The sequence below is a fragment of the Microbacterium sp. PAMC22086 genome, assembly GCF_019443525.1.
Classification (GTDB): Bacteria; Actinomycetota; Actinomycetes; order Actinomycetales; family Microbacteriaceae; genus Microbacterium; species Microbacterium maritypicum.
The window spans coordinates 2,351,854-2,374,732 of the sequence record NZ_CP080380.1 but is presented as its reverse complement, the minus strand read 5'-3'; the positions used below and the strand labels follow the sequence as shown (position 1 = coordinate 2,374,732).

The following is a 22,879-nucleotide window of genomic DNA, read 5'->3' as shown; positions in this document are numbered from 1 at the left end:
AGAACCCCGTGAACGACGCATCGTTCATCCCCACCGCGATCCTGTGGGTCCTCGTGATCGCGGTGATCATCTTCGTGGTGGTCACCGTCGCTCGCGCGATCCGCATCATCCCGCAGGCCACAGCGGGGGTCGTCGAACGCCTCGGGCGCTACCACAAGACCCTCACCCCCGGGCTCAACGTCCTCGTGCCCTTCATCGATCGCCTGCGCCCTCTGATCGACATGCGCGAGCAGGTCGTCTCGTTCCCGCCGCAGCCGGTGATCACCGAGGACAACCTCGTCGTGTCGATCGACACGGTCGTCTACTTCCAGGTCACCGATGCGCGCGCCGCGACCTACGAGATCGCGAACTACCTCGGCGCGGTCGAGCAGCTGACGACCACCACTCTGCGTAACGTCGTCGGTGGACTGAACCTCGAAGAGGCGCTCACCAGCCGCGACAACATCAACGGTCAGCTCCGTGTCGTCCTCGATGAGGCGACAGGCAAGTGGGGCATCCGCGTCGGTCGCGTCGAGCTCAAGGCGATCGACCCGCCCATCTCGATCCAGGACTCCATGGAGAAGCAGATGCGCGCCGAGCGTGACCGCCGCGCCGCGATCCTGACGGCGGAGGGAACGAAGCAGTCCGCGATCCTGGAAGCCGAAGGTGCTCGCCAGGCCGAGATCCTCCGCGCAGAGGGCGACAAGCAGGCCGCCGTGCTGCGTGCGCAGGGTGAGGCCGAGGCCATTCAGAACGTCTTCAGCGCGATCCATCAGGGCGAGCCGGACGACAAGCTCCTCGCCTACCAGTACCTCCAGATGCTGCCGAAGATCAGCGAGGGTCAGTCCAACAAGCTGTGGATCATCCCGAGCGAACTCACCGAGGCGCTCAAGGGCATCGGCAGTGCATTCACCCCGAAGCCGGGCCAGGGCCCGACGAACACGCTGCCGGGCGCGTGACGCACCCGTACTTCTCGAAGACGCGGCATCCCCGAGTCCTCGCCCACCGCGGTCTGATCACCGCGGCAGGCGAGGACTCGGGCGTCTGGGAGAACTCCGCTGCGGCATTCGCCGCTGCGCATGCGGCAGGCATCGACTACATCGAGACCGACTGCCAGGTCACGGCTGATGGCGACGTCGTCCTGTTCCACGATGAGACACTGACCCGGCTGGTCGGCGACAGCCGCAGCGTGCGGGAGGTGCGGACTCGAGAGCTCCGGATGCTCTTCGCGGACCACGGCGGGCTCCTGACGGTGGCCGAGGCACTGGTTTCCTTCCCGGACGTCCGCTTCAACATCGATGTGAAGACCCCCGCAGCCGTCGATCCGCTCGGACCGATACTGGTCGAGCACACGCACCGGGTGCTCCTGACGAGCTTCTCCGACGCGACCCGTCGAGCCGCGCTCGCCTCGGTCTTGCGGTCCGGAGCAGCACTTCGCCCCGCCACATCCGGTGGGAGCGGAACGATCGCCGCGCTGAGGGCTCTGTCGGCGCTGCGCCTCTCCCCCGCTCGTGTGCTCCGGGAGGTCGACGCTCTGCAGATACCCGAGCGCTACGGTGCGCTGAAGGTCATGACGCCGGCCCTCGTCCGCGCTGCCAGACGACATGACGTCGAAGTCCACGTATGGACGGTGAACGAGCCCGAACACATGCATCGCCTCATCGCTCTCGGCGCCCACGGAATCGTCTCCGATCGCGCGGACGTGGCACTCAAAGCGCTGATCCCCCGCTGACCTCCGACGCGTCCCATAACCTCCGGCGCTGGGATTAACCTGTGAGTTCCGCCGAGAAGGCGGCCGCGTGGATGAAGCGCACAGGCTGGAGCGCTATACCTGACAGCGACGAGAGGACCACACAATGGCAGATCGCAGCCTGCGCGGCATCCGACTCGGCGCCCAGAGCCTACAGAGCGAAGAGGGCGTCGTTTTCATGGAGCGCCGTGAGACCACCTACACCTGTGACACCTGCGGCCACGTCACGAACCTGATGTTCGCGGCGGACGCAGAACCGCCCCAGACCTGGGAGTGCCGCGCGTGCGGCGCCGAAGCCCGCCTGAACGTCGACGGCCAGGCCGTCACGCTCGAGGTCACCGACGAGAAGGCTGCCCGCACCCACTGGGACATGCTGCTGGAGCGTCGTAGCCGCGCAGAACTCGAGGAACTCCTCGAGGAGCGCCTCGCCTTCATCCGCGCCCGCCGCGGTGCCGGCGAAGACCCGACCCGGGAGAAGATCGGCGCTTAGCGCCTCCTGGCGCGCCACCACCCGACGAGGAGCGCGCCCAGACCGCCCCAGAGCAGGATCGCCTGCACCCAGGGGCCCAGCACCACACCAGCTGTGAGGCCGGATCGGAGCTCGACATCCTCGAGCATCGCTCCGGCCTCATCTGCATCCAGGCTCGTGACGGTCGATCCGTCGGCGCGGATGATCTGGCTCGTGCCGACGGTCGAGACGTTCACCACGCTGCGGCCCGTCTCGATGGCCCGCATCCGGGCGAAGGCCAGCTGCTGGAGATTCTCGTCCGTGCCACGGAAGTCCGCGTTGTTCGTCTGGAACACCATCACCTCAGCGCCGGAGTTCAGGCCCTGCCAGATCACGTCGTCGTAGATCACGTCGAAGCAGATGGCGAGGCCGACAGGGACACCCTCGACGGTGACCAGCGGAGGGTTCGAGCCCGGGGTGTACTCCCTCTGGATGAGTCCGATGAGGTCGGGAGCGAGCGCGTTGAAGAAAGCGCGATCCGGCACGTACTCGCCGAACGGGACCGGGTGGCGCTTGTCATGCAGCTGTGTCGCCGTGCCGTCGGGATTCCACAGCATCGACGTGTTGAAGTATCGGTCCTCCCGGCCTGTCGCCGCGTTCGCCAGCAGCGGGGCGTCGATCCGGTTGGCGAGCAGAGTCATCCGCCGAGCGAGGGCGTCGATCTGGAACGGGTCGCCGTCCAACGACCCCTCCGGCCACACCAGGAGATCGACATCCTCGCCGTAGAGAGGCGCGGTCGCGTCGGTCTGCGCCTGGATCACCGAGAACGGCTCGCGGTCGTCGAAGTAGCCGGTCGGACCGTTTCCCTGCACCGCAGCGATCCGCAGGGAACCGCTCGAAGACGTGGGAAAGAGCGGGGTGAACAGGAGCACCACCACGAGGGCGGCGGGCGCGATCACGAGGAGTGGCCGTCGCCATGCCCGCATGCGCGCGACCTCGATGAGCATCGCCACGACGAAGACCATGAGGAAACTGAGTCCGCTGACGCCCACCCATGAGGAGACCGGTGCCAGAGGGCTCTCCGCCTGACTCATGCCGATGCGCGCCCAGGGGAAGCCCCCGTAGGGCCACGAGCCGACGAAAAGCTCGCGGCCGACCCAGAGGGCGGCGACGACAGCGGGAAGCGCCAGGAGGCGTCCTGCGGTCCCGGGGAAGGCCTTCGGGAGCCACCGGTAGGCGAGGGCGATCGGGACGAGGGCGATTCCCGTCAGAACTCCCTCGAGGACACTGAGAGCGGCCCACGGGACCGGGCCCAGGTAGCGCGACGTCCAGGAGACGAGAAGTCCGAAGAACAGGATCCCGTAGACGACTCCGACCAGCAGCGCTCCCCCGAAACGGCGTCCGATCAGTGAGACCAGAACGAGAGCGGTCGCCGGGAAGGCGAGGATCCATACGGCGGCCTCCGGATAGGCCAGGTCCATCATCACCGCGGCGAGTCCGGCGGAGAGCACAGCGGCCCACAGAGGCAGGAGGGCGCGCTGGGGCGCTCGTTTGTCGGTCATCGCATCCATCTCACATCGAGGAGTAGGCGACGATGCCCCGGCGCACGCCGTCGAGCGCGGCCCGCGCGGTCCGCGCGATCGTGGCGTCCTCCGCCACGATCGAGAGCTGATCCAGCAGGTCGATCGTCTGCTTCGCCCAGCGCACGAAGTCACCGGCCGCCATGTCGGCGTCGATCAGCACCCGGTCGAGCATTCCGCCGCGCGCCCACGAGTGCATCGCCCCGGCGAGCCCGGCCGCCAACGGCTCGCTGCCGGGAAGGTGATGGTCCTGCTCCAGATCGTCGAGCTCGGCCCACAGCGTCGTCGTCTTCTCGTACGCCGCGCGGAAGGCACCGCGCGGCAGACCCCGCTCCCCCGCATTCGCTTCGTCGCGGCGGGGCTCGTACACCAGGCAGCACGCCATGGCGGCGAGTGAGGGGGCGTCGAGACCGGCCCACAGGCCTTGGCGCAGGGACTCGGCGACCAGCAGATCGCGTTCACCGTAGATACGGCGCATGGTGCGTCCGGCCTCGGTCAGAGTGGTCTCCTCGCCGTCGTCCACGATGTAGTCGAGTGTCTCCAGCACCTCGATGACACGGTCGAAGACGCGCGCGACGGAACCGGTGCGCGTCTCGATCTGACGACGGATCCGGTCGTTCTGGCGCTTGAGCTTCCAATAGCGCTCCGCCCACCGCGCGTGAGCTTCACGATCGGGACAGCGGTGGCAGGGGTGGCGCTGCATCTGCGTGCGCAATGATTGCATGCGCTTCATGCGCTTGTCGCGCGACGCACGCGGCGCGTTCGAATCCTGTCGGTTCTTCTTCTCGAGGTCGCTCAGCTCGCGCCGGATGGCCGCGTACTCGGGGAAATCTCCGTGCTCGCATGCCATCGCGCTCTGGTAGCCGGCCAGAGACTCCTCGGCCTCGCGCACCTGACGCGCCAGCCCGACGACGGCACGGTCCGCCTGGAACTGCGCGAACGACGATTCCAGGATCTGCCGGGCCCTGACCTTGCCGAACATGTCGATCAGGTTCACAGCCATGTTGTACGTGGGGCGGAAGCTCGAATTCAGCGGATACGTCCTGCGGGAAGCGAGCGCCGCGACCGCCTGCGGATCCATGCCCTCGGTCCACTGCACCACGGCGTGACCTTCGACGTCGATGCCTCGACGCCCGGCGCGCCCGGTGAGCTGTGTGTATTCCCCCGAGGTGATGGCGACACGGGCCTCGCCGTTGAACTTCTCCATCTTCTCGAGCACGACCGTACGCGCCGGCATGTTGATCCCGAGCGCGAGCGTCTCGGTGGCGAAGACGACCTTCACGAGCTTGCGCTGATAGAGCTCCTCGACGACTTCCTTGAACGCGGGCAGCAACCCCGCGTGGTGCGATGCGACGCCGCGCTCGAGGTTGTCGAGCCACTCCCAGTAGCCGAGCACGCCGAGGTCTTCCTCCTGGAGGGTGCGCGTGCGCTCCTCGACGATGGCGCGGATCTCGGAACGCTCCTCGTTCGAGGTGAGCCGGATCCCTGCCCGACGCACCTGCTGCACGGCGGCCTCGCACCCGACCCGACTGAAGATGAAGAAGATCGCCGGGAGCAGATTCGCCCGCTCCAGAAGTCGCACGACGTCGGGGCGATCCATCCGCTCGATCCGGCGTGCGTTGGCGGCGCGTACCGGACGACGGCCGCCTCGCTGAGGCCGCTTCGCCTGACGACCGGCGTGGCGGTCGCTGCGGTAGGACTGCGCCTGACGGTTGTTCTCGTATGTCGTGCCCGTAGAGGAGCGGATACGCATCAGCTCCTGGTTCACCTGCGCGGTGGCCGGGCCGGCACGATCGTCGAAGAGCGGCAGGAGGTCGTCGCGGACGAGCACGTGCTGCTCCAGCGGCACAGGCCGGATCTCGGAGACGATCACCTCGGTGTCGCCGCGCACGGTGTCCAGCCAATCACCGAACTCCTCGGCGTTGGATACGGTGGCGCTCAAGGAGACCAGGCGCACACGCGCCGGCAGGTGGATGATGACCTCTTCCCACACCGCGCCGCGGAAGCGGTCGGCGAGGTAGTGGACCTCGTCCATGATGACGTAGCGCAGGTCCCGCAGCGCCGAGGAGTCGGCGTAGATCATGTTGCGCAGGACTTCGGTGGTCATCACGACGATGCGGGCGTTGCCGTTGATGTTGGTGTCGCCGGTGAGCAGACCCACCTGATCGGCTCCGTAGACGTCGACCAGCTCTCTGAACTTCTGATTGGAGAGCGCCTTCATCGGCGTCGTGTAGAACGCCTTGTCGCTCGCGGTCTGCATCGCGAGGTGGATCGCGAACTCACCGACGATGGTCTTTCCCGCACCCGTGGGGGCTGCGACCAGTACGCTGCGTCCGCTCTCGAGCGCGTGGCAGCCTGCGACCTGGAAGGCGTCGAGCTGGAACTTCTGCAACGCCGCGAACGCTGTGGACTGCGGGTGCTCCACTGCCTCCTGCGCGCGCGCGTACCTCTCCGAGGGCGAACTCATGCCGGATCCGGCAGAAGCCCTGATGCCTCGTCGCGTTTGCGTTTGCGTCGATCGAAGATCAGGGAGAGACCCGCGGCGGCGAAGAAGAGGACGATCAGGATACCCGCGAGCATGAGCATGCTGACGACGTCGGCGGCCGGCGTCGCGAGAGCGGCGAACACCGTGGCGATGATGATGGCGACCCGCCATCCCTTGAGGATCGCTCGGCCCGACATGACGCCGGCGAGGTTGAGAGCGACCAGGAACACCGGCAGCACGAACGAGATGCCGATCACGATCATCAGCTTGAAGATGAAGTCGTAGTACTCCTGGGCGGAGTAGAGGTTCGTCGCTCCGGCCGGGGTGAAGCTCCACATGAGCTCGATGATGTGGGGCATGATCATCACCCCGAGGTAGCAGCCGGCGAAGAACAGCGGAACGGCAGCCACGACGAAACCGATCGTGTACCTGACCTCTTTGCGAGTGAGGCCGGGCATGATGAACGCCCAGACCTGCCACAGCCAGACCGGAGCCGACAGGAAGATGCCGATGGAGAACGCGATGCGCATGCGCATGTCGAACGCCGAGGTGATGGTTCCGAAGTTGAGCGCGCTGAAGTCGTCTCCGCGCTTCTCGGCGATGATGCGCACCGGTTCGGTGATGAAGTTGATGATCGGGTCAGCCACGAGAAAGGCGATGACCATGCCGACCACGAGAGCGAGCGCAGCGAACATGAGGCGCTTGCGCAGTTCGACGAGATGCGCGCCGAGCGACATCCGTCGATCCCGATCCGCCTTCGGCATCACGGTCGGTTCGATGGCTGCCACGGCCGGTCAGGCGCGGGGCGGAGTCTCAGGGTCGATGCCCGAGTCCTTCACCGTGGTCGGGTCGACGGCTGCGGACTCGGTGCGAGCGGCGTCATCGTCCTTCATCGCCTTCATCTCGCCCTTGAACACGCGGGCGGACTGACCCATGCTCTTGGCGAGGGCCGGCAGCTTCGCCGCACCGAAAAGAAGGAGGATCACTGCCAGCACGATAAGCAGGTGCCAGCCTTGCATTCCAGCGAACATGTCAGGTTTCCCGTCGTCGGTGAGCGTTCGATCCAGTCTACAGATCAAACCTTTGCTTCGGGTTGGCGATAGAGGGCGAGTCCTGCGGCTGCCCACTCCCTGGTCGCCGCGCGGGCTACACCCGGTTCCAGGACCTCCATGGCTCCCCCGAAGCGCGCCGCGAGCCGCTTGATGCCGCGCGGGTCGGCGAGATGCAGCCGAGTGGTCACTGCGCCGTCGACCGCCTCAGTCGCCCCGGTGGGCACGAATCCGCTGAGCAGGGGTGCGAGACGCTCGGCGACGCGCACCGTCACCTCGCGCTCCTCGTCGAGTCCGACGAACGCCTCCGGAACCTGATCTCCGCTGTGGGTGATCGGGATCTCTGTCAGCGTCGGTGCGCTCACCCGGTCGAGGTGGAAGGTGCGCATCGCCTTCCGGAGGTGGCACCACCCCTGCAGATACCACTGTCCGTTCGTGATCAGGATCTGCATCGGATCGACGGTGCGCGTCGTCGGCGCGGCATCGGGAGCCTGATACGTGAAGGCGATCGCGACACCTTCGTGCAGGCCTCGAGCCACCGCTTCACGAACCTCGTCGACGGCGCTGGGCGCGACGACCACGTCGGCGGGCGCGTCGGCAGCGCCACGGGACAGCTTCGAGATCAGTCCGGCCACCAGGCCCGAGTCCGAGACGGCGGGAACCGCGGCCACCATCTGCAGACCGGCGAGCAGGGCGGCCGCCTCCCGCGCGGTGAAGCGCGGCACACGACGGAGCGCGACATCGTTGGTGATCTCGATGACGTCTTCGAGGTCCAGGAGGTCCCAGTTGATGTCGAACATCTCCTGCGGCTGCTGCCAATAGCCGTCTTCACCGGGAAGCCCGATGACGGTGAGCTTCTCGACCATGCCGCGCATCTCCTGCGACGTGACGCCGAACTCCGCCGCGGCCTCTTCGAGGGACACCTGTCCGTGCTCGAGCACATAAGGAACAAGGGTCAGGTACAACCGCACCCGGTCGGCGGCGAGCAACGGCTTCGATTTGGCGGTCATCTCGCCTCCTCCTCGTCGGTGTGCAGCTCGGCGACGGCGCGAAGACGCGCGATCACGGCGTCGCGCAACGGTGCGGGCTCGACCACGCGAACCTCCGGACCGTACGAGGCGAGTTCGTCCGCGAGGATGTGCAGGTCCACGAAGGGCACGTTGATGCCCTGAGGAGCTGATGTGGCCCTTCGGCCCAGGCGCAGTGCGGCCTCCGTACCCGGGGTGATCTCCAGGAGAGCCGAGTTCTCGGACGCGACCCGTTCCAACCCTGCGAGTGCGCGATCCCCCGCACCGTCGCGCAGGGCGGGGTCGAAGCTCTGGGAGCTCACCCGCACATCCCCGACGATCCGACTGAGCAGGAAGGTGCGGTCCTCCTCTGCATCGACGTCGACGCCGAAGACATGCCAGCGTGCCTCGTAGTCGACCAGCGCCAGCGGGCGGACGCGGCGCCGGCGAGGGGCATCCTCGCCGGGCTTCAGGTAGTCGAAGGAGACCACTCGGGACCGTTCGATCGCATCCTGCAACGGAGAGAACGCGGCATCCCTAGCCGTGATACGAGGGGCGAAACCGATGATCGGCTCGTCGCCGTCGATCCCGAGGGCACGGATCTTGCGGACACCCGACTGAGCGTCCCCGGAGACGGATTCGGCGCTCCAGACGCTTCCGGCCAGCTGGAGCACTGCCAGCTCGGCCGGCGAGAACTCGATGTCGCTGGGGAGATCGTATTCCGCCTGGGGAATGCGGTAGCGCGCTTCGCGGAGGTCGTTGGGATCCGCAGCGTCCCCGATGGTCTCGATGGGCACGCCGAGCGAGCGCAGCTCGTCCTTGTCCCGCTCGAACATCTTCTCCAGGGCGTCCGATCGGGTGCCCGCCTCTGCGCGCTGCCGATACCCGGAGACGTTGTCGAGGATCTGCTGCTTGGTCAACCCGATCTCCGTGGCCATCAGCGCCACGACGAGATTCGTCAGGCGCTCCTCCGCGGGGATACGGGCGGCCATCACTGCGTGGGCGCCGTCACTGCGCCCAGGATGTCGACGACGATCGCCGTGGCCGGAGCGCTCTCGGCAGCAGGGAAGACGACGAGCAGTTGCGACCCGACGGTGGCGCCCACGAGCTGCTCGGCGGCCACACTCACGCTCGCGTCCTTGCCCCACGAGCTCGTGGTGACCGTCTTGTCGTCCCAGCCGACACCCATGATGTTGGAGACGACGATGTCGCCCTCCTTCACCTTCGGGCCATCGCCCTTGATGAGCGTCTGCGTCACGATCTCGGTCGGCGCGGGAACATCGGGGATGATGATGCCGGGAGTGCCGTCGGGGGCGCGGACGACGCTGGGTAGGCCGCGTGCGTCGTTGAACTGCAGTGCACCGGATGCCTTCGCCGGCATGACATCGAGCACATCGATGACCGCGACGATGTTCTCGCCCTTGTCGAGACCGAACGCCTGGACGTTCTGGGCCCCGAAGTCCTCCGGAGTCAGGACGGCGAGGACACGGCTGCCACCGGTGGCGCACTCGAGAACGTCCGCGAGACCCGCGGAACGCTGAGCCCAGTAGTCGATGCTGTGCACGCGGCTCTGGTCGCCGTTGAACTCGGACTGGTAGAGCGCCTTGCCGCTGTCTCCGCCGTAGAAGGCGATGTCCAGCACCACGGGCTGGAAGTCCGATCCCAGTGCCAGACCGTCTCCGACGGTGACGTCGGCGAACGAGGTCTTGTCGGTCTTGACCGGTCCGAAGACGTCGACATCGGGGACGGAGCCGAGGTCACCGCTCACGTCGGCGACGTTCAGGATCTTGTCGTTGCCGCCGCGGTCGCACGCGGCGACACCGTCGGATGCTGTCGCGGTGCAGCCCGTCAGGGCGAGGACGGCGAGGCTGAGGGATGCCAGAACGGCGGACGTTTTACGCACGCGCTCCAGTCTATTCCGTCGCGTGCCCGGAATCGCGCGATGCGGCGGCAAGGCGCGCCCCTTCGGCCGCCTTCTCCGCTTCTCGTGCGCGTTTGCGGAGGTTCTTGTCGCTGATCTCACGGTCACCGACGGCGCCGGGCGTCCACGCCTCCACGTCCTCATCGCCGTAGCTGCTCTTGGACGCACGCCGCTTCACCGACGGCGCGATGGCACCGGGAGCGAGTCGGCGGGCCGTGAGGAGGAACCCGGTGTGCGCGACCATCCGGTGATCAGGGCGCACGGCGAGCCCCTCGACGTGCCAGCCGCGGACCATCGTCTCGGAGGCGTCGGGGTCGGTGAAGAGTCCCGTGCCGCGGATGTACTCCGCCACACGGGAGAGCTGGGTCGCGGTCGCCACGTAGCAGAGCACGACGCCGCCGGGGGTGAGGGCGTCGGCCACGACATCCATGCATTCCCACGGCGCGAGCATGTCGAGCACCACGCGGTCGACGGAGGCCGGTGCCACCTCGTTCGGCAGGGCCTCGACGAGATCGCCCACGACGACGCGCCAGGTGTCCGGGTGCTCACCGAAGAAGGTCTCCACGTTTCCGCGGGCGACATCGGCGAAGTCCTCGCGACGCTCGAAGGAGATCAGCTTCCCGGCCGGGCCCACGGCGCGCAGGAGCGAGAGGGAGAGCGCGCCGGAGCCGACGCCGGCTTCGACCACCACCGACCCGGGGAAGATGTCGGCCTGCATCACGATCTGGGCCGCGTCCTTGGGGTACACGATCGCCGCGCCGCGGGGCATCGACATCGCGAAGTCCCGCAGCAGAGGCCGCAGCGCCAGGTAGTCGTGCCCGGAGCTGTTGGCCACGACGGAGCCGTCGGGAAGCCCGATGAGGTCGCGATGACGAAGCACGCCCTGGTGCGTGTGGAGCTCTCCGTCTTCGCGGAGCGTCACGGTGTGCAGTCGGCCTTTCGGCCCGGTCAGCTGTACGCGATCGCCCGCACGGAACGGACCGCTCGGCCGCTGTACGCGGGAATCGGTCATCGGGTGGCTCCTGTCACGGCGGTGTTGCTGTCGAAGAGATCGGTGAGATCGTCGGCGCCCCTGCCGGCGAGGGTGGACCACAGCTCGTGAGCGCCGAGGTGGTCGAGGGGCACGATGTGGGGAACCGCGAGGGTCAGCGCCCCGGAGGCGAGGCCGGCGCGCACGCCCGTCGGCGAATCCTCGATGACGATCACCTCGGCGATGTCGACGTCCAGAAGCGCGGCCGCCTGCAGGTAGGGCTCGGGGTGGGGCTTGGGGTTGTCGACGTCATCGCCGGCGACGACGATGTCGAAGGCCTCGAACTCGATGAGGTCGACGACGTTGAGCGCCATGCGACGCAGCGACATGGTCACCAGGCCTGTGGGGATCCCCGCCTCGCGGAGGTCACGGAGGAGCTCGCGGGCGCCGGGGCGGAACGGGACGCCCTGCGTGCGCAGCGATTCCTGCACGACGTCGGTCAGGTGGGACACGATCGCCTCGGGCTCCATAGCGACACCGGCGTTCTGCAGGATCACCGCGCTGTCGAGCAATCCGCTTCCGACCAGCTGCAGCGCATCCTCGTGGGTCCAGGAACCTCCGAACGATTCGACCAGCGCCGTCTCGGCGGCCATCCAATACGGTTCGGTGTCGACGAGTGTTCCGTCCATGTCCCAAAGGACCGCGCTGGGCTTTCTGCTCACTGAACCCATGGTAGCCGTGGTGCCGCCCGCATCCCGCCTTCGCGGACTAGCCTGGAAGGATCACGACCGCGATCTCGAAGGGAGCCCTCGATGGATGTTCTCGGTCCGCGCATCGTCATCGCCGCCTTCGACGGCTGGAACGATGCGGGTGAAGCGGCTAGCAGCGCCATCGAGGCGCTGCGCTCATCGTCGGAGTACGACCTCGTGCACTCCGTCGACCCTGAGCTGTACTTCGACTACCAGTACACGCGTCCCTCGACGCGGATGGATGCCGAGGGACGCCGCCAGCTGACGTGGCCGGAGGCCGGACTGTGGCGTCCGCGCGATCCTGCGCCCGGGCCCGAGTTCTGGTTGCTCACGGGCGCCGAACCTGCGCGCACCTGGCAGGCCTTCGCCTCCGAGTTCATCGACATCGCTCTCCGCGACGACATCACCGGTCTCGTGACTCTCGGGGCGATGCTGGCCGATGTCCCGCACACCCGACCGATATCGATCTTCTCCTCGAGCCAGAACGAGCAGGTGCGCGAGGCGCATGGCCTCGAGCGCTCGCTGTACGAGGGTCCGGTCGGTATCCTCACCGTCTTCGAGCACTTCGCCGAGAACGCGGGCATCCCCACGGCCAGTCTGTGGGCGAGCGTGCCGCACTACGTCGCCTCGGCGACCCCTTCGCCGAAGGTGACGCTGGCGCTGCTGGACCGCCTCGAGGAGCTCACCGGCCTGGACGTCGATCGCCAGACGCTGCGCACCGAGGCCGCGACCTGGGAAGCCTCGATCGACGCCGCAGCGTCCGAGGACGAGGACATGGCGGAGTACATCCGTCAGCTCGAGCGCACCCGCGACACGTGGGACTCCCCCGAGGCATCAGGCGACGCGATCGCCCAGGCGTTCGAGCGCTACCTGCGCCGCCGCGACGACGGCCCTGGCGACCGCAAACGCTGAGCCCGGCTCAGGCCGCGATCACACCGGTGCCGAGCAGGACCAGCAGGACGGTGCCGAGCAGTATGCGGTAGATCACGAAGGGCAGGAAGCTGCGCTTCGAGATCCAGTTCATGAAGAACGCGATCACCCCGAGCGCCACGACGAATGCGATTCCGGTCGCGGCGAGCGTGTCGCCGAAGGAGAAGAACGACGGCTCGCCCCAGCTCTTGAAGACCTGGTAGAAGCCGCTGCCGAACACCGCGGGGATCGCGAGCAGGAACGCATAGCGCGCCGCCGCGGCACGCTCGTAGCCGAGGAAGAGCCCCATCGTGATGGTGCCGCCCGAGCGGGAGACACCCGGGATCAGCGCCAGCGCCTGCGCGAAACCGAAAGCGATGCCGTGCGGGTAGGTGAGGTCGTCGAGCTTGCGGCGCTTCGCCCCCACGTAATCGGCGACGCCGAGCAGGATTCCGAAGACGATCAGCATCACCGCGACGATCCACATCGACCGCAGCACGGTCTCGATCTGGTCTTGGAACAGCAGCCCCAGGACCACGATCGGGATGCTGCCGATGATGATCAGCCAGCCCATCCTGGCATCCGGATCGTTGCGCGGAGCCTTGCCGACCAGCGACCGGAACCACTGCGTCACGATGCGCACGATGTCGCGCCAGAAGAACACCACCACCGCGGCCTCTGTGCCGATCTGGGTGATCGCGGTGAACGCCGCACCCGGGTCTTCACCCGACGGCAGGAACGTGCCGAGGATGCGCAGGTGAGCGCTGGAGGAGATCGGAAGGAACTCGGTGAGTCCCTGGACCACACCGAGGATCAGTGCTTCGAGCAGGTGCATGGAGAGCTTTCAGTTCGGAGGAGGCACGGAGCGCGCGACGCTCAGTACGTGCGCAGCAGATCGGTCAGCACCCGCTGGCCGAAGACAAGCGAGTCTACGGGTACTCGCTCATCGACTCCGTGGAACATGCCTGTGAAGTCGAGGTCGGCGGGGAGCTTCAACGGGGCGAAGCCGTAGCCGGTGATGCCCAGGTATGCCAGCGCCTTGTTGTCGGTGCCGGCCCCCAGAAGATACGGGATGACCGGCACGCCGGGATCGTGTCGACCGATGCTGGCGACCATCGCCTCGACGAGCTCGCCTTCGAACGGCGTCTCCATGCCGATGTCCCGGACGACCGTCTCGATGATGATCTCGTCGCCGACGATCTGCTGGAGCTCGGCCAGGACGTCGTCCTCGGTCCCGGGGATCACCCGCACGTCGATGAGCGCTTCTGCGCGCTCGGGGATCACGTTGTGCTTGTAGCCCGCGGTCAGCGCGGTCGGGTTCGTCGTCGTGCGGAAAGAGGACCGCAGGAAGGCCTCGGCAGGGCCAGCGGCGGAGGCGAGGGCATCGGGATCATCGACGCCGCGTCCGCTCAGGGCGCTCAGTCCTTCGAGCAGGGCTCTCGTGGTCGACGTCAGCCGGATCGGCCAGCGCGTGCGGCCGATCGCCGCGACGGCTTCTGCGAGCTTCGTGACCGCGTTGTCGTCGTGCAGACGGCTGCCGTGACCCGCGCGCCCCTTCGCCACCAGCCGGATCCAGATCAGGGCCTTCTCCCCCACCTGCAGCAGGTAGGCGCGTCGGTCGTCGACCGTGATCGAGTAGCCGCCGACCTCGCTGATCGCCGCCGTCGCCCCCTCGAACCACTCCGGACGATTCTGCACGACCAGTGCCGAGCCTTCGACGCCGCCGTTCTCCTCGTCGGCGAAGAAGGCCAGCACCAGATCCCGCTCCGGTCGTTCGCCCGCGCGAAGGATCTCCGCCACCGACGTCAGGATCATCGCATTCATGTTCTTCATGTCCACGGCGCCGCGTCCCCACAGCATCCCGTCTTGCACGAGGCCGGCGAAGGGGTCGACGCTCCAGTCTTCGGCCATGGCCGGCACGACGTCGAGGTGGCCGTGCACGACGAGCGCGGGCTTGTCCCTGTCGCGTCCTGGCACGCGTGCCATCACGTTCGTGCGCCGCGGGATCGGCTCGTAGTACTCGACTTCGAGCCCCAGCTCCTCCAAGTAGGCCCCGACGTACTGCGCGGCCTCGCGCTCGCCCTTCGCGTTTCCTCCGCCGTAGTTGGACGTGTCGAATCGGATCAGGTCGCTCGCGATGCGGACGACCTCCGGAAGGGACGGATCAGTCATGGCTCCAGGCTATCGAAACCGTGCGCCACGCCCGGGCGTGCGCCTCGGTTCGAGAGGCCGCGGAGGACGTGGTAATGTCATTCTTCGGTCGGCAACGATCATCCAACACCTGCGCGGGTGGCGGAATGGTAGACGCGCTACGTTGAGGTCGTAGTGCCCGTAAGGGCGTGGGGGTTCAAGTCCCCCTCCGCGCACAGGAAGGCGAAGGCCCCGGATCCACGGATCCGGGGCCTTCGTCGTCTCCCGTCGATGGCGCGACGCACCCGTGGGGGCTCATCCGGGAGGGATGATCTCCTCCCCTGCGTGCGGGCGGCTCTGGATAGCCTGATCGCCATGACCGCCCTCGAAGCCGATCGTCAGACGATCATTCAGGCCTACCTCTACGGGTTCCCCCTCGTGTTCAACCTCGATCAGGTGACGCGTTACACGACGACGGGAGTCGGCTCCAACCCTGCCGCCCCGTTCAATGCCTTCAGTCACGCCCGAACGCTCGCCGGCCCCGCGGACACATTCGTGACGATCAACAACGACACGCTCTACTCGATGGCCCAGGTGGACCTCAGCGTCGGCCCGGTCGAGCTGCGAGTCCCGGACACCGCGGGCCGCTACTACGTCCTCCAGTTCGTCGACGCGTGGACGAACAACTTCGCGTACGTCGGACACCGCGCCACGGGGACACGCGCGGGGACGTTCCTGCTGGTCCCGCCCTCGTGGGACGGCGACACCGGCGACGCGGTCGTCATCCGGTTCCCGACGACTGTCGCCTCGATCGTGGGCCGGTGGGCTGTGAGCGGCGACGACGAACTCCCCGCCGTGCATGCGCTCCAGGACGCGACGACCCTCACGCCGCGAAACCCGGACGCCGTGCCCGCGGGGCTCGCCCTCCCGGATCCCGGCGTCCCGGAGAGCGCGCTCTTCCTCGAGAAGCTCCGCGTCTGGTCGCAGCAGTTCCCGCCCGCACCCCGGGATCGCCCCTTGCAGGCCTCGCTGGCCTCGACAGGGATCGCCGTCGTAGGAGATTCCCCGTACGCATCGATCGCGCTCTCGGACGCCGCGCGTCTGGTCGGCGATCTGGAAGCTGCTCAGCAGTCGCTCCACTCGTTCCTGACGCACGGCTTCAGCCCGGAGGTGAACGGGTGGAAGCTCACCTTCCACGCCTTCGACCACAACCTCGACTACTTCGAGATCGGAGCCCTCGACGACGACCGTTTCAAGATCATCGACCCCGAAGTGCGCATTCCCGAACGCGCCGCCGCCGCGCTCGGTGGCCTCTGGGGGAACCACCCCTATGAGGCGGCGTACATCGTGAGCTATGTCGATGATCATGGGGATCAGCTGACCGGCGAGCGGACGTACACGCTGCGTCTGGATCCCGAGCCGCCCGTATCCGCCTTCTGGTCGTTGACGATGTACTCGGTTCCCGACTTCTACCTCGTCGAGAACCCGATCGAGCGGTATTCGATCGGTGACCGGACTCCTGGTCTCGTGCGCGACGAGGACGGCGCCCTCACGATCACCATCAGCCATGAGCGCCCCGCCGACGAGAGGGCGGCGGCGAACTGGCTTCCCTCACCGGCCGGAGACTTCCGACCGGTGATGCGGATGTACGAGCCCGCCCCCGCCGTGCTCGAGGGGCACTACACGGTGCCGGCGATCACACGATCGGCGGGGTGAGTGCGCGCACTCCGATCACGCCGCACTGACGCCGAACACGAGGCCGAGAACGTAGGTGATGGCAGCCGCGCCGAAACCGATGGCGAGCTGACGGAGGGCGCGTCGGAGGGGCGGGCCGCCCGAGAGGACACCGACCATGGCGCCGGTGCTCAGCAGGGCGATGCCGACGAGCACGAGGGCGACGATCACGGCCGTGGTGCCCTGGAGTCCGAAGATCCACGGCAGGACCGGGATGATCGCCCCGGAGGCGAACAGGAGGAAGCTGGCGATCGCTGCGGTCCAGTCGCTGCCGACGATCTCGTGGTCGTTGCCGCCCTGGGTGTTGACCGGTCCGGTGGCGGCCCGGCGCACTCCGGCCTGCGCAGCGGTCACGATACGTCGGGCACGGGAGAGGGACTCCTCCGGCTCCATGCCGCGTGCCCGGTAGACGAGCGCGAGCTCGTTCTCGTCGATGTCGAGATCCCCGGCGGCCGCGTGGGCGTCCTCGTTCGCCTCGGTCGCCGCGAGCAGCTCACGCTGGGAGCGCACCGAGACGAACTCTCCCGCCCCCATCGACAGAGCCCCGGCCAAGAGTCCCGCGATCCCGCTGAAGAGCACGAACCCGGAACTCACCCCCGTCGCACCGATGCCCAGAACGAGCGCGAGGTTGCTCACGAGACCGTCGTTCGCTCCGAAGACCGCCGCGCGGAAGGAACCGGAGAGACGCCTGCGGCCTCGCGCTGCGAGTCCACGGACCACCTCGTAATGGACCTTCTCGTCGGCGCGCATCGCGGGCGTGGCGTACTGCTCCGAGTCGTAGGGCGATCGGGCTTCGGCGCTCTGCGCCAGCGCGAGCACGAAGATCGACCCGAAGCGGCCGGCCATCCAGCCGAGCAGACGCGAGCGGACACCGGCACGAGGGAGCCGTTTCGGCTCCGCACCGAGGAGATCGAGCCAGTGCTGCTCATGGCGGCGTTCCGCGTCGGCGAGACGGAGCAGGATGTCACGCTCCTCGCCCTCTCTGCGCGCGGCGAGCTTCTGATACACGGCGCCTTCCGCGCGCTCCTCGACCAGGTATCGCGCCCAGCGCCGGCGATCGGCGGGGGTCGGGTCGACTGCAGCAGGGGCTGTCATGAGTCCTCCAGGTGTAACGGTGCCCGGTGCGCGGGCAACCGTTCAACGCTAGCCGCGGACCCCCGCGCACACCTCGCTCAGACGCGGATTGACAGCATTTCGGGGATCCGAAGCAGCGCTCGCATCGCGCGGGTGGGGGCCCGTGCGGACGTCAGGAACGCACGCGCTTGCGGAGAACTTCGATGCGCGACTGCAACTGGGTCACCGTCGCCTGCGCAACCGCCGGTCCTCCGCAGATGCGCCGCAGCTCGGCGTGCACCGCGCCGTGGGGCTCGCCCTTCTGCCGCGCGTAGAGACCCACCAGGCTGTTCAGAAGCTGCCGCTGCTCCCTGAGCGTGCGGTGCAGCGGCGCGGGCAGCGTCGTCGTCTCCGCCGGGTCTGCAGAGGCCTCGCGCGCCTCGCGCAGTCGGGATTGACGGGACTGACGCTGCATGAGGAGCTCATGCACGTGTTCCGGTTCGAGAAGGCCGGGGAACCCGATGAACTCCTCTTCTTCCGGCGTGCCCGGTTCTGCCAGCTGCCCGAACTCCTGCCCCTCGAACACGATCCGATCGAAGTGGGCGACCGATGACAGCGCCTGATAGCTGAACTCCTGCGTCAGAGCATCGGAGGTCTCCTCCTCGCGGTTCGCGCTCTCGAGCAGCGAGTCCTCCAGGCCGTCGTCTTCCTTCGACTGCCGGTCGAGGGCGTGGTCGCGCTGCTTGTCCATCTCGTTCGCGAGCCCCATCAGGACGGGGACCTGCGGAAGGAAGACGCTGGCGGCCTCGCCGCGACGACGGGCCCGCACGAAGCGGCCGATGGCCTGCGCGAAGAACAGCGGAGTCGACGACGACGTCGCGTACACGCCCACGGCGAGGCGCGGGACGTCGACGCCCTCGGACACCATGCGCACGGCCACCATCCACCGGGCGTCGTTGGCACTGAACTTCTCGATCCGCTCCGAAGCGGTCGCGTCGTCGGAGAGCACGATCGTCGGCTGCTGACCCGTGATGCTGTGCAGGATCTTCGCGTAGGCGCGCGCCACGGTCTGATCGGTCGCCAGCACGAGCCCGCCGGCATCGGGAACGTGATGGCGGATCTCGGTGAGGCGGCGATCGGCGGCCGAGAGCACGGCGGGCATCCAGTCGCCCTCGGGGTCGAGCGCCGTTCGCCAGGCCTGCGACGTCACGTCCTTCGTGTTGTCCTGGCCGAGGTGCGTCTCGAGCTCGTCACCTGTGGTGGTGCGCCAGCGCATCTTGCCGGCGTACATGTGGAACAGCACGGGGCGCACGACACCGTCGGCCAGCGCCCGGCCGTAGCCGTAGTTGTAGTCGGTGCGCGAGATGCGGGCGCCGGACTCGTCGGGGTGGTACTCGACGAACGGGATCGGCGCGGTGTCGCTGCGGAACGGCGTTCCGGAGAGGAGGAGGCGCCTCTTGGCAGGTCCGTAGGCGTCGCGGATCGCGTCGCCCCAGCTGAGCGCGTCGCCGCCGTGGTGCACCTCGTCGAGGATCACCAGCGTCTGGGCGTCTTCGGTGAGATGGCGGTGCACCGAGGACTTCGCCGCGACCTGCGCATAGGTCACGACCGCGCCGTGATAGTGCCGTGCCGGTGCCCAGTCGCTGTTGCGGAAGCGGGGGTCGAGGCGGATGTGCACGCGCGCGGCGGCATCGGCCCACTGCGTCTTGAGATGCTCGGTCGGCGCCACGACGATGATGCGGTTGACCTCGCCCATGCGCATGAGCTCGACCGCGAGGGTGAGCGCGAAGGTGGTCTTCCCAGCGCCGGGCGTGGCCGCCACGAGGAAGTCGCGCTGATCCGCGGCGAAGTACTGTTCGAGGGCCTCCTGCTGCCAGGCGCGCAGCTTGTTCGCGGTTCCCCATGGGGCACGCTGAGGAAAGGACGGAGAGAGCATCGAGTCCACGATAATCGCTGCCGCGGACACTGGATCACTCGCGGCAGTTCCCGCGCGTGCCCTCCCCGGGATGGGCACGTGCGGGTAGGCTCTGTCACTGCGTCGCGGTCACCGCCGCGTCGCACGACGTTCGTGAAGGAGCGCTGGATGACCGACCAGGATTCGACTCGGACCCCCTATGTCCCCAACGAGACCGCGCACCCGTGGCGCCGTTTCGTCGCGATCGGCGATTCGTTCACCGAGGGCATCGGCGACCCTGACCCCGCACATCCGGGCAGCCACCGCGGGTGGGCCGACCGCGTCGCCGAAGTGCTCGCGGCGCAGGTGGACGACTTCGCCTACGCGAACCTCGCGGTCCGCGGCAAGCTGATCGCCCAGATCGTCGCCGACCAGATCGAGCCGGCGATCGCACTGCACCCCGACCTGGTGTCGATCTGTGCGGGTGGCAACGACGTGATCCGCCCCGGCACCGACCCCGATGCCATTGCAAGTCAGCTCGAAGACGCCGTCGTGCGCCTGTCGTCCACGGGCGCGGCCATCCTGCTCTTCACGGGCATCGACACCGGGTTCACTCCCGTCTTCCGAGCCTTCCGCGGCAAGGTCGCCATCTACAACGAGAACGTCCGTGCGATCGCCGAGCGCCACGACTGCATCGTCGCCGACCAATGGGCGCTCAAGGTCGTGCAGGACATGCGGTTCTTCGACGACGACCGCCTGCACTACAACGCCCTCGGCCACCACGAGGTGGCCCGTATGGCGCTGCGCGCGCTGAACGTGCCGAACGACCTCGAGGCCATGCAGCCCGAGCCGTTCCCGTTGCGCACGTGGCGCGAGGCCCGGTCGGAAGACCTCGGCTGGGCGCGCGAGCACCTCGTGCCATGGGTGCTTCGGCGGCTGCGGCACCAGTCGTCGGGCGACAACCTCGCGGCGAAGCGCCCCGACCCCTCGCCGGTGTTCCTTCCCGAGCGGGACTGAGCGCGTCAGGCCTTCATCGACCAGAGCGCGACCGCAGCCGCTGATGCCACGTTCAGCGAGTCCACTCCCCCGCTCATCGGGATGGTGACGACGGTGTCCGCGCCGTCCATGGCCTCCCGCGAGAGACCGTCGCCCTCCGACCCCATGACCAGGGCGACGCGGGACGGGCGTTCGGCGGCGTAGGCGTCGAGGGTGACGGCGTCATCGCGCAACGCCAGGGCGGCGATGTCGAAACCTGCGGCGTGAAGATCCGCGATGGCGGATTCCCAGTCCGTGATCCGTGTCCACGGCACCTGGAACACGGTGCCCATACTCACGCGGACGCTGCGACGATAGAGCGGGTCGGCGCCACCCGGCGACACGAGCACGGCATCGGCCCCGAGTCCGGCGGCGGCGCGGAAGGCGGCCCCGACGTTGATGTGGTGTCGGTGGTACCTCTAGAAGTTTGAATTACCCCTTGATCTGCCGTTTATTCTGACACCAATTCGATAAGAGGTATGCGATAGAAAGGCGCAACGCAGCTCAAAGGCCTAGCGGATAGCGCTATGGAATACGTTCGATACGAAAGAGGTCGACAACAACGGAGGAGATTGACTCTGCTCGATCCGGGTCATCGAAGAGTGGTTTCTGGTGCGCCGAGACATGGAATACGATCATCGTCCTGATCCTGCACTAGATCGCCGGCACGCACGAAGCATCGTCGGACGACGGTTCGTTCGTACTGCACTGGTTCAGCAGGTTGAGCCCAGACGATGTAGGCCCGCTGCCTACGTACTTTGACCCGCACGGCACAGCTTGTCCGCGTACGTACGTATGGCGATGTCGGAGCCTGAACCTAGTCTTCGATCATGACCACTTCAGATCTGATCCAGCTTGCCGCCGTTCTGGCAGCTGTAGTCGCCGCGATTATCGCTCTGATCATCTCGTGGCTCGACCGCAGGAACGCGCGGCGGATTGCCGATGCAGACAGGGCAAGCGCACTTCGACACTCTCACCTCATGTTCGAGCTTGAAGCGCTGACACGGCTGACGCAGAATCTGAACCGCGGCGGGTCGACCGATGATCTCGAGCGAGCGCGAATGGGCGCGGAAGCCCTCACCCTCGTTGGAGTCCTCAGCCCTGACCGGATCCCTGAGCTATGGGAGCAGAAAGTGGGCAGTGACGACCGCTTGCGTGCCGCGTTCGCCGACCCGGAGATGCCCGAGTACAAGAAGGAAGCACTCGAGGCGCAACTTGCGATCAGCGCTGTTCTTCGCGAGATTCGCGAAGAGACCAGGGTCGCCTGATGGAGGTCGCCGCTCTTGCGATCGCGATCTTGAGCCTCACCCTGGCAGCGCTCGCTCTGGGTTGGCAGGTCGCCGCTTGGGCGCTGGACGGACCGCGCCTTCGCGCTACGCTCCAGCACGGGGTCCTGGGCCGCGGCGGCGCTGTTGTCTCGACCGTCGGCCGCAACAGCAAGATGAGAGATATGTCCTCGATGCAGGAGCAGGGTTGGACTGCCAAGATCATGCGCTTCGGTATCCAGCTGCAGCGAGGCGGAATGAGCGCGCAGTACCCGGAGGGCAACGCGTGGTCACCGCGGCTGCCCTACTGGCTCGAACCTGGCGAGTCAGCGACCTGGTACACCGAGCTGCAAGACGCGAAAGCGCTTATCCGTGCCACCCGGCAGGCGGTCCGGGCTGACGCCGGCGGCATGTTCATGACGATCGAGACCGGGACCGGCAAAACCGTGCGCACTCGTCGGGTCCTGGAACTTCCTTAGATAGGCGGCCTGACGCTCAGTTGTCTATGCCGCAACCGGAACGATCGGGCTCGGGTCGCCGGGGTCGGCAACGCGCACACTGTTCACCCGCCGGTCGACGATGTGCTGGCGAATGGTCGAGGCCACTGCTTCAGACGAGCCGTCCAAGGTAACGAGCAGGTCTTCTCGCCCGCCTCTGTCGAGCTTGATCGGCTCCAGCCAGGCATCCATGGCGTCAGCAGTGAGGAAGGCGGGCATCCGGTCATGCACCTCTCCCCCGGAATCACGACAGCGGATGTCGCGCAGCCGCGGAAGAATCAGGCACTGACAGCGCGACCATGGCCCGGCGTCTCGGCTCTCCGGAGAATTGTTGGTTCATCGAACCGACCAGACGACACTGATTGTATGAAGGAAGCCACTTCGCGTGGGACGCAAGCGCGGAGCTTCACGAGCAGAAGCAGCC

The 22,879-nt window shown here is 67.4% G+C and carries 22 protein-coding genes, 1 tRNA gene and 1 pseudogene; 9 read left to right on the top strand and 15 right to left on the bottom strand.

What is annotated here, in order from left to right:
• The first annotated feature begins 8 nt into the window (after positions 1–8).
• From KY497_RS11820 to KY497_RS11810, 3 genes are all read left to right on the top strand, one after another.
• On the top strand, positions 9–938 hold the full coding sequence (locus tag KY497_RS11820) for an SPFH domain-containing protein (protein WP_055868247.1): 930 nt from the start codon (positions 9–11) through the stop codon (positions 936–938).
• A complete protein-coding gene (locus KY497_RS11815) occupies positions 935–1,711 on the top strand; it encodes a glycerophosphodiester phosphodiesterase family protein (protein WP_141386071.1) in 777 nt (258 codons plus the stop codon). Before KY497_RS11820 ends, KY497_RS11815 begins: the two co-directional genes overlap by 4 nt.
• Before the next feature lie 124 nt (positions 1,712–1,835).
• Complete coding sequence (locus KY497_RS11810) at positions 1,836–2,219, top strand: RNA polymerase-binding protein RbpA (protein WP_017830624.1); 384 nt, start codon at positions 1,836–1,838, stop codon at positions 2,217–2,219.
• Here the strand turns inward: KY497_RS11810 and lnt are convergent.
• From lnt to KY497_RS11765, 9 genes are read right to left on the bottom strand one after another with little or no spacing between them, the layout of a single operon-like run.
• Positions 2,216–3,748, bottom strand: coding sequence for an apolipoprotein N-acyltransferase (gene lnt, locus KY497_RS11805; RefSeq protein ID WP_219869116.1), 1,533 nt, complete (start codon positions 3,746–3,748; stop codon positions 2,216–2,218). The two genes, KY497_RS11810 and lnt, sit on opposite strands and share 4 nt — an antisense overlap.
• 1 nt (position 3,749) lies before the next feature.
• On the bottom strand, positions 3,750–6,224 hold the full coding sequence (locus KY497_RS11800; protein ID WP_219869115.1) for an RNA helicase: 2,475 nt from the start codon (positions 6,222–6,224) through the stop codon (positions 3,750–3,752).
• Entirely contained in the window at positions 6,221–6,979 is a 759-nt protein-coding gene (tatC, locus tag KY497_RS11795; protein ID WP_031206159.1) for a twin-arginine translocase subunit TatC, read from the bottom strand. The genes KY497_RS11800 and tatC overlap by 4 nt, the downstream gene beginning before the upstream one ends.
• Positions 6,980–7,036: 57 nt before the next feature.
• On the bottom strand, positions 7,037–7,273 hold the full coding sequence (tatA, locus tag KY497_RS11790) for a Sec-independent protein translocase subunit TatA (RefSeq protein ID WP_017830628.1): 237 nt from the start codon (positions 7,271–7,273) through the stop codon (positions 7,037–7,039).
• 44 nt (positions 7,274–7,317) lie between these two features.
• Complete coding sequence (locus tag KY497_RS11785; protein ID WP_219869114.1) at positions 7,318–8,301, bottom strand: YafY family protein; 984 nt, start codon at positions 8,299–8,301, stop codon at positions 7,318–7,320.
• A complete protein-coding gene (locus KY497_RS11780) occupies positions 8,298–9,290 on the bottom strand; it encodes a YafY family protein (protein ID WP_141386067.1) in 993 nt (330 codons plus the stop codon). The genes KY497_RS11785 and KY497_RS11780 overlap by 4 nt, the downstream gene beginning before the upstream one ends.
• A complete protein-coding gene (locus tag KY497_RS11775) occupies positions 9,290–10,201 on the bottom strand; it encodes a hypothetical protein (RefSeq protein WP_017830631.1) in 912 nt (303 codons plus the stop codon). Before KY497_RS11775 ends, KY497_RS11780 begins: the two co-directional genes overlap by 1 nt.
• Before the next feature lie 10 nt (positions 10,202–10,211).
• Positions 10,212–11,231 (bottom strand): tRNA (adenine-N1)-methyltransferase, encoded by a 1,020-nt coding sequence (locus KY497_RS11770; protein WP_055872540.1) that lies wholly within the window; start codon positions 11,229–11,231, stop codon positions 10,212–10,214.
• Positions 11,228–11,878, bottom strand: coding sequence for an HAD family phosphatase (locus KY497_RS11765; protein WP_218682756.1), 651 nt, complete (start codon positions 11,876–11,878; stop codon positions 11,228–11,230). Before KY497_RS11765 ends, KY497_RS11770 begins: the two co-directional genes overlap by 4 nt.
• Positions 11,879–12,001: 123 nt before the next feature.
• Here KY497_RS11765 and KY497_RS11760 point away from each other — a divergent pair, with 123 nt between their 5' ends.
• Positions 12,002–12,850 (top strand): PAC2 family protein, encoded by an 849-nt coding sequence (locus KY497_RS11760; protein WP_219869113.1) that lies wholly within the window; start codon positions 12,002–12,004, stop codon positions 12,848–12,850.
• Between the two features lie 7 nt (positions 12,851–12,857).
• Here KY497_RS11760 and KY497_RS11755 read toward each other — a convergent pair whose 3' ends face one another.
• Positions 12,858–13,682, bottom strand: coding sequence for an undecaprenyl-diphosphate phosphatase (locus KY497_RS11755; RefSeq protein ID WP_055868284.1), 825 nt, complete (start codon positions 13,680–13,682; stop codon positions 12,858–12,860).
• A gap of 41 nt (positions 13,683–13,723) precedes the next feature.
• A complete protein-coding gene (locus KY497_RS11750) occupies positions 13,724–15,019 on the bottom strand; it encodes a M20/M25/M40 family metallo-hydrolase (protein ID WP_219869112.1) in 1,296 nt (431 codons plus the stop codon).
• A gap of 111 nt (positions 15,020–15,130) precedes the next feature.
• Here KY497_RS11750 and KY497_RS11745 point away from each other — a divergent pair.
• Positions 15,131–15,213: transfer RNA gene (locus tag KY497_RS11745), tRNA-Leu, on the top strand.
• Positions 15,214–15,352: 139 nt separating this feature from the next.
• Complete coding sequence (locus KY497_RS11740; protein ID WP_219869111.1) at positions 15,353–16,693, top strand: DUF1254 domain-containing protein; 1,341 nt, start codon at positions 15,353–15,355, stop codon at positions 16,691–16,693.
• Between the two features lie 15 nt (positions 16,694–16,708).
• On the opposite strand, the gene KY497_RS11735 is transcribed toward KY497_RS11740, so the two are convergent.
• Positions 16,709–17,806 (bottom strand): VIT1/CCC1 family protein, encoded by a 1,098-nt coding sequence (locus tag KY497_RS11735; protein ID WP_141386055.1) that lies wholly within the window; start codon positions 17,804–17,806, stop codon positions 16,709–16,711.
• Positions 17,807–17,957: 151 nt separating this feature from the next.
• On the bottom strand, positions 17,958–19,700 hold the full coding sequence (locus KY497_RS11730; RefSeq protein ID WP_219869110.1) for a DEAD/DEAH box helicase: 1,743 nt from the start codon (positions 19,698–19,700) through the stop codon (positions 17,958–17,960).
• Between the two features lie 147 nt (positions 19,701–19,847).
• On the opposite strand from KY497_RS11730, the gene KY497_RS11725 reads away from it, so the two are divergent.
• Entirely contained in the window at positions 19,848–20,675 is an 828-nt protein-coding gene (locus tag KY497_RS11725; RefSeq protein WP_055868293.1) for an SGNH/GDSL hydrolase family protein, read from the top strand.
• A 5-nt stretch (positions 20,676–20,680) separates the two neighbouring features.
• Here the strand turns inward: KY497_RS11725 and KY497_RS11720 are convergent.
• Positions 20,681–21,097: pseudogene (locus tag KY497_RS11720) on the bottom strand (TrmH family RNA methyltransferase); the annotation flags it as partial.
• Positions 21,098–21,523: 426 nt separating this feature from the next.
• Here KY497_RS11720 and KY497_RS11715 point away from each other — a divergent pair.
• Both KY497_RS11715 and KY497_RS11710 read left to right on the top strand, forming a co-directional pair.
• Positions 21,524–21,961, top strand: a complete 438-nt coding sequence (locus KY497_RS11715) for a hypothetical protein (RefSeq protein ID WP_219869109.1) — start codon at positions 21,524–21,526, stop codon at positions 21,959–21,961.
• On the top strand, positions 21,961–22,437 hold the full coding sequence (locus tag KY497_RS11710; protein ID WP_219869108.1) for a hypothetical protein: 477 nt from the start codon (positions 21,961–21,963) through the stop codon (positions 22,435–22,437). Before KY497_RS11715 ends, KY497_RS11710 begins: the two co-directional genes overlap by 1 nt.
• A 24-nt stretch (positions 22,438–22,461) precedes the next feature.
• On the opposite strand, the gene KY497_RS11705 is transcribed toward KY497_RS11710, so the two are convergent.
• Positions 22,462–22,674 (bottom strand): SOS response-associated peptidase, encoded by a 213-nt coding sequence (locus KY497_RS11705; RefSeq protein WP_219869107.1) that lies wholly within the window; start codon positions 22,672–22,674, stop codon positions 22,462–22,464.
• Positions 22,675–22,879 lie beyond the last annotated feature (205 nt).